The 5,898-nt window shown below is 65.3% G+C and carries 5 protein-coding genes; all 5 read right to left on the bottom strand.

Features of this window, described 5'->3' with window-relative positions; translation table 11 throughout:
* A partial coding sequence (locus tag EN994_RS14585) for an ATP-binding cassette domain-containing protein (RefSeq protein ID WP_127307613.1) occupies window positions 1-483 on the bottom strand: 483 nt, incomplete at its 3' end.
* Window positions 480-1,466, bottom strand: a complete 987-nt coding sequence (locus tag EN994_RS14580; protein ID WP_024502520.1) for a branched-chain amino acid ABC transporter permease — start codon at window positions 1,464-1,466, stop codon at window positions 480-482. The genes EN994_RS14585 and EN994_RS14580, both read right to left, overlap by 4 nt.
* Window positions 1,463-2,380, bottom strand: coding sequence for an urea ABC transporter permease subunit UrtB (urtB, locus tag EN994_RS14575; RefSeq protein WP_244514271.1), 918 nt, complete (start codon window positions 2,378-2,380; stop codon window positions 1,463-1,465). The genes EN994_RS14580 and urtB overlap by 4 nt, the downstream gene beginning before the upstream one ends.
* Entirely contained in the window at window positions 2,325-3,446 is a 1,122-nt protein-coding gene (locus tag EN994_RS14570; protein ID WP_013532992.1) for a class II histone deacetylase, read from the bottom strand. Before EN994_RS14570 ends, urtB begins: the two co-directional genes overlap by 56 nt.
* A gap of 83 nt (window positions 3,447-3,529) precedes the next feature.
* On the bottom strand, window positions 3,530-5,898 hold a 2,369-nt coding region (locus EN994_RS14565), incomplete at its 5' end, for a LuxR C-terminal-related transcriptional regulator (RefSeq protein WP_127307612.1).

Here is a 5,898-nt window from a genome sequence, read left to right as displayed (position 1 = left end):
GGGTTCGTCGAGCAAAAGCAACCGCGGCTCGATTGCCAGCGCCATGCCGATCTCCAGCCATTGCTTCTGGCCATGCGCGAGTTCGCCGGCCGGTGTGGCGGCGCGATTGCTCAGCGCGACCAATTCCAGCAATTCGCCAACCGGGCGCACAGGCGAGGGCGCCCCCCAGCGGGCGACCTTCACATTGTCTTCCACCGAGAGGCTCGGGAAGACGGACGGGATCTGGAACTTGCGCGCGATGCCGAGCCGGGCGATGCGATGCAGCGGCAGGCCGGCTATGTCGTGGCCGAGGAAGCGCACGCTGCCGCTGGTCGGGCGCAGCGTACCGGTCAACACATTGAGGAAGGTGCTTTTGCCGGCGCCGTTCGGGCCGATGATGCAGCAGAGTTCCTTGTCGCGTACAGTGAGGTTCAGGGCCTCCAGCGCCTGCAGCCCGCCAAAGCGGATGCCGACATTTTCGGCCTGGAGCAGGATGTCGCTCATTGTGCGCGCCTCCCGCCTTTGAACAGGGCTTTCAGTCGCGCGTAGATCGACAGGATGCCGTCCGGCAGGACGAAGACGATGATGACGAAGACACAGCCGAGCAATAGCGGCCACAGGCTCGGGTTGAAACTGCTGATCGTCTGCTGCGCACGCTGGATGAAGATGGCGCCGAGCACCGGCCCCAGCAGCGTGCCGCGCCCGCCGACCGCCACCCAGACGATGACTTCCGTCGACAGAAGCAGTCCGGACAGATCCGGTGCCACCAACCCCGCCATGCAGACATAGAGCGCGCCGGCAAGGCCGGCGATCGCCGCCGACAGGACGAAGGTGACGAGCAGCCGCAACGGCGCATTGTGGCCGAGCGCTGCTGCCCGGACTTCATTGTCCTGTATGGCGGTCAGCACCGTACCCCAGCGGCCACGGCTGATCGACCACAGCGCCAGCACGGTCACCGCGACGATGGCCGAGACGAAGATGTAGCTGGGCAGGTCCTGGCTGAGATCGACGTGCAGCCCGCCGACATCGAAGGCAATCGGCGGAATGCCGATCAGCCCGCTGTCGCCGCCGGTGACCGAGCTCCAGGAGACCGCCGCCTGCTGGCAGATGACGCCCATGGCCAGCGTGACGATGGTGAAATAGCTGCCACGGATGCCGCCGAAAAACAGGAAGTAGCCGATGATGGCGGAGACCAAGGCCGCACCGGCCACCGCACCGATGATGCCAAGCAGGCTGGCGAAGGAGATCGCATCGTTGAGCGTGATCAGCGCCATGATGTAGCCGCCGATGCCGAAAAACGCAGCGTGGCCGAAACACAGGATTCCAGTGCGGCCCCAGAAGAAGTCGAGGCTCGCGGCGAACAGGCCGAAGATCAGCGCGTCGCGGATCACGGTCAGCTGATACCCGCCGACAAAGAACGGATAGATGATCGCGAGCGCCACGCAGGCGGCGAAGATCAGCAGCCAGTTGCGGTCGCGGGCGATCATCGCGACGCTCCGTTGAACAGGCCGTTGGGCCGAAGCCGGACAGCGACGATGGCCGCCAGCAGCACGACCGCCTGCGCCAGCGACGGCGAGATCTGATAATTGAGGATGCTGGTCAGCCCGCCGACGAAGACGCTGCCGGCGACGAGGCCGCCGATCGAGCCGACGCCGCCGACAATGACGACGAAGAAGGCGTTGGCGAGATAGTTCACCCCCATCTGCGGCAGCACGATCGCCAGCGGCGCGACCAGTCCGCCGGCGAGCCCGGCGATGGCCGCGCCGAAGGTGAAGGCGATGGCGTAGGTGCGCCGCGTGTTGATGCCGACGCCCTCGGCCATTTCGCGGTTCTGGATGACGGTGCGGATGTCGAGACCGAAGGACGTGCGGCTGATCAGCAGGATGACGCCGAGCAAGGTCAGCATGGCGATGCCGATCAGGATCAGCCGATAGGCCGGGTAGACGGTGAAGAAGAGGTCGAGCGTGCCCTCGATAGGCGGCGTCACCGGCTTGGCGCCGAGACCGAAGATCAGTTCCAGCCCTTGCTGCAGGATCAGGCTGACGCCCCAGGTGGCAAGCACAGTTGAGACCGGCCTGGAATAGAGATGGCGGATGATGGCGAATTCGAGGATGCAGCCGATCACCGCGCCGGCGATGGGGGCAGCCGCCAGCCCTAGCCAGAACGAGCCACCCATGCTCTGGACGAAATAGACCGCGAAGGCGCCGACGGTGACGAACTCGCCATGTGCCAAATTGGTCACGTTCATCAGGCCGAAGCTGATCGCCAGCCCGAGCCCGACCAGCATCAGGATACTGATCAGCGTCAGCGCATTGAGCAGCGTGGTGATGACGAAATCCATCGCGTCAAGCCGCACTGGCGAGACGTTGGCGCAGGCCGGCGAGCAGGCCTTCGGCGGCATCGATCACCGCGGCCTGATGAAGCTGCAGGTCTTGCCCGGCCCATTCGTCGATATGGTCCGACAAAGGGTCGACCACTTCGGTACGGTGATTGGCTAGCGTCTCGATGACGGCATGGCCGCAGAACGGCACATAGCCCTCGGAGTAGCCGCCTTCATGGGTCATCATCAGGCGCCCTTGCGAGGTCTCGGCGGCCAGCGCAACCATGCGCGCGGCGAGACGCCTGAAGCATTCGCTGTTGAGCATCATGCGGCCGAGTGGATCGAAGCCGGACGCATCGAAGCCGGAGGCGACGATGACGAGGTCCGGTCTGTAGGCGCGCAGTGCCGGTGCGACAACGCGGTCGAAAGTCGCTTCATAAGCACCGGTGCCGCTGCCGGCCGGCAGCGGGATGTTGATGTTGAAGCCCTCGCCGGCATCTTTCCCGTTGTCGGCCAGCGCACCGCGCCCGGTCGGATAGAGATTGTCCTGGTGCACGGAAATGGTCAGAACCGACGGGTCGGAATAGAACACCGTCTCGGTGCCGTTGCCGTGATGCACATCCCAGTCGACTATCGCCGCGCGCCCGAGCAAGCCTTCATGCTGCAGCCGGCGGACAGCGACGCCAATGTTGGAGAACAGGCAGTTGCCCATCGCCTGGTCGGGCTCGGCATGGTGTCCCGGCGGCCGCGCCAGCGCATAGGCATTGTCGACGCGGCCGGTCAGCACGGCGCGCATCGCGGCATAGGTGGTCCCGGCCGACAGCAGCGCGATGTCAAAACTGTTGAGGCCGATCGGCGCCTGCGGCCCGGCGAAACCGGAGCCGCGTTCGCTGAGCATGCGAATATCGTCGACATGGCGTTGCGTGTGCACGCGCAACAGGTCGTCGACCGAGACCGGCTCGGGGATGATCGGCACCAGATGCCGCGACAGGCCGCTGACCTGGATGAGGTTGTTCAGCCGGCGCTTGGAGCCAGGGGATTCCAGATGCCGGCCGGGTTCCACGAAACGGCCGGGCGGCATCATGTCGGCGCTGGAGCCGGTGTCATGCCACATCAGCTGTTCGTGAAAAACGTAGCCTGTCGCCATGCGCAGCGTCCTCTGAAAACCAGGTGACGCTAGCAGGCTAACGATCAGATGGCCCGACCCGAAAGTGGGGTCGCGCCTCTTATCTATGCCCCTCCTTTCGGAGGGGTATGGGCGCCTGCAGATCCTTGCGCGGCGCGCACCGCCTGCACCCGGTTGGTCACCGCGAGCTTGCCGAAAATGTTCTTCAGATGCCATTTCACCGTGGTCTCGCTCACCGACAACGCCAAGGCGATATCGCGGTTGGACATGCCCTCGGTGAGATAGCGCAGCAGTTCGGCCTCGCGCTGGGTGAGCTGTTCCTTCTCGGCGGCTGGTGCGGCCAGCTTGCGCGTCGCGACAGGCATCGCCTGCGCGGCATCGATGATGCGCGACGCATAGGCTGACAGTGCGGGATCGGTCTTCGCCTGGGCCGCGCGCAGCCGCATCAACCCTTCGACAACAGGCCTTCCCTCGTCGACGAAAGAGCGGATGAAGCCGGAGGGTTGGGCGAGACGCAACGCATTGAGGAGATTGCGGTCGGCCTCGCGTTGGTCGTGGAAGGCGCTGGCCGCCTTGGCGCGCAGGATCAGCGCCAATATATGGCGGCGCATGCGCCCGCTGTCTTTCGTGCGCTCGAGCAGCGCGTCGAAAACCCCCGCGGCAGCGGCATAGGATTTCTCGGCCGTCAGCAGGCGGCCCTCGGCAAAGAACTCGAACTCGTTGGCGGTAGTGATGACCACCGAAGCCTCGGTCCCTTCGCCCCGATGCTCGGCCAGCAGCGCACGCGCCTCGGCAATACGGTTCTGGTCGAGCAGCACACGTATGCGGTCATGCACGATCATCGATGCCAGGCGGCGATACACCGTGCCATGTACGCGTTGATAGACGCGCTCAAGCATATCCAGTGCCGCTTCGGTGCGACCGGTCAGCTGCAGCACGCGGGCATAGGTCGGCACGCTGGCCAGGGGATAGACGATGACCGCCGCGCCCTCGATCTGCGGTCCGAGATTCTCGACCAGGGTCAGCGCTTCGCCCGACGCATTGGTCTCATAGGCAAGTTCCGCAAGCAGCGTGCCGGCCAGGGCCTCGGCATAGGAGTTTGCACCGATCCGCGCCCGAGCCTCGATGATCGCGTTGCGCAGCAGCCGCTCGGCGGCGGGCAAGCGGCCCGCCGAACGCTCGATCACGGCCATGTAGCAATTGGCAATGGTGACGCCGAGCAGGCTGCCGCTTCGCTCATGCGCCCGGCGTGCCGCATCGATGGCGGCGCGTGCGCCGTCGAGGTCACCCAGCGCATAGAGGTTGTAGCCAATGACATTGGCGGTCGCGCCCTCCATGAACCAGGCATCGGGCGCGATGACGCGCAGGGCCGCAAGGGCTGTGGCGCGCGCCTGATCGAACTGCTCCAGCGTGCTGTGAACGGCGGCGGCGAGAACCACGAGCTCGGCCTCGATCGTTGTGCCGGTCATCGTGCCCGGGTCGTTGCTGTCGGTCGGTCCGGCTTCGACCAGCTTGCGCGCATTGCTCAGCGTCTGTTGGGCAATCTCCGGCTGGCTGCTGTGCACCGCCAACCACAGCACGACCAGCTGCAGCCGAATGCGCTGGTCGATCAGCTTCCTCGGCAGCAGTGCCAGCAGCTGGCGCACGTAGAGAAGCTGGCACTGGGCGATGAGGTCGAGCGCATTGTTCTCCACGAACACCGCCGCGCGGGCCTGGTCGCCGGCGGCCAGCGCGTGCCCGATCGCCTCTGTCAGCATCTTGCGCTCGCCGAACCATTCGGCAGCCGCCAGATGCAGCGGCGCGATCATCTCCGGTTCGCGCCGTTCCATTTCGCGGCTAAGGAAATCGCGGAACAGATGATGGTAGCGGAACCAGCGCCGCTCTTCGTCGAGCGGCACCAGGAACAGGTTGCGCGTCTCGATCTCGGTGATCGCCGCTTCGGCGTCGGCCGCGCGCATCACCGCCCGGCAGGGCTCGGCGCTGAAGCGTTCGAAGATCGAGCTGTAGAGCAGGAATTTTGCGATCGCCGGCGGCAGTTCCAGGAACACTTCGCCCATCAGGAAGTCGGCGACGTTTCGGTTGGCGCCGGTAAAATTGCCGATGACGGTTTCCGGTGCATGCGCGGCACTCAGTGACAAAGAGGCCAGTTGCAGGCCGGCGGCCCATCCTTCGGTGCGCGAGCACAAGGTCTCCACCGTGCCGCTGCTGACGCTCAGGCCCAGCTTGTCGTTGAAGAAAGCTTCGGCCTCGGATGAGGCGAAACGCAGATCGTCGGGGCCGATTTCGAAAACGTCGCCAAGCACCCGGAGCTTGCCGAGCTGCAGGTCGGGCAGGCTGCGTGAGCCGATGACGAAAGCAACATTTTCCGGCGCCTGCCGGGTCAGGCGCTCCATGAACCGCTTCACCGCCGGCGCCTCGACGGCGTGGTAATCGTCGAAGAACAGGGTGATGTCGGCCTCGCGCGCCGCCAGAC

The organism is Mesorhizobium sp. M7A.F.Ca.CA.002.09.1.1 (genome assembly GCF_003998555.1).
Classification (GTDB): Bacteria; Pseudomonadota; Alphaproteobacteria; order Rhizobiales; family Rhizobiaceae; genus Mesorhizobium; species Mesorhizobium ciceri.
Note: the sequence above shows the minus strand (reverse complement) of the source record. Positions and strands in the feature narration are given on the sequence as shown.

Bases quoted from the DNA above. Each gene is read 5' to 3' on its own strand.
- EN994_RS14580 (WP_024502520.1), bottom strand. From the start codon at position 1,466: ATGATCGCCCGCGACCGCAACTGGCTGCTGATCTTCGCCGCCTGCGTG.
- urtB (WP_244514271.1), bottom strand. From the start codon at position 2,380: ATGCCGCCGAAGGCCTGCTCGCCGGCCTGCGCCAACGTCTCGCCAGTG.
- EN994_RS14570 (WP_013532992.1), bottom strand. From the start codon at position 3,446: ATGGCGACAGGCTACGTTTTTCACGAACAGCTGATGTGGCATGACACC.